At 50.8% G+C, this 396-nt stretch carries 1 protein-coding gene; it reads left to right on the top strand.

The features are described from left to right. The coding region (locus A3729_RS33940) for a hypothetical protein (RefSeq protein ID WP_231877426.1) at positions 1-396 on the top strand (396 nt) is incomplete at both ends.

Raw genomic sequence — 396 nt, 5'->3', positions numbered from 1 at the left:
GAAGTCGAGGAAGACGAGGAAGTCGAGGAAGTCGAGGAAGTCGAGGAAGTCGAGGAAGTCGAGGAAGTCGAGGAAGTCGAGGAAGTCGAGGAAGTCGAGGAAAGTTTAAGCTCGGATCAACAAGAATCAAATAACACTGATGAACCAACAGAAAACGAAAATTCTTTAAACAAGACAGAACCGCCTCCAGCACTTCAAGAATACCTGAGCGAAATTCATGACCTAAGCCCTGAGCCTGAGCCTGAGCCTGAGCCTGAGCCTGAGCCTGAGCCTGAGCCTGAGCCTGAGCCTGAGCCTGAGCCTGAGCCTGAGCCTGAGCCTGAGCCTGAGCCTGATAATTTTGTTGACGAAGCCCCTGATTCGTCAAGCAATAATTTTGGCTCATCAACAGGCCTT

The sequence above is a fragment of the Oleiphilus sp. HI0043 genome, assembly GCF_001634935.1.
Note: the sequence above shows the minus strand (reverse complement) of the source record. Positions and strands in the feature narration are given on the sequence as shown.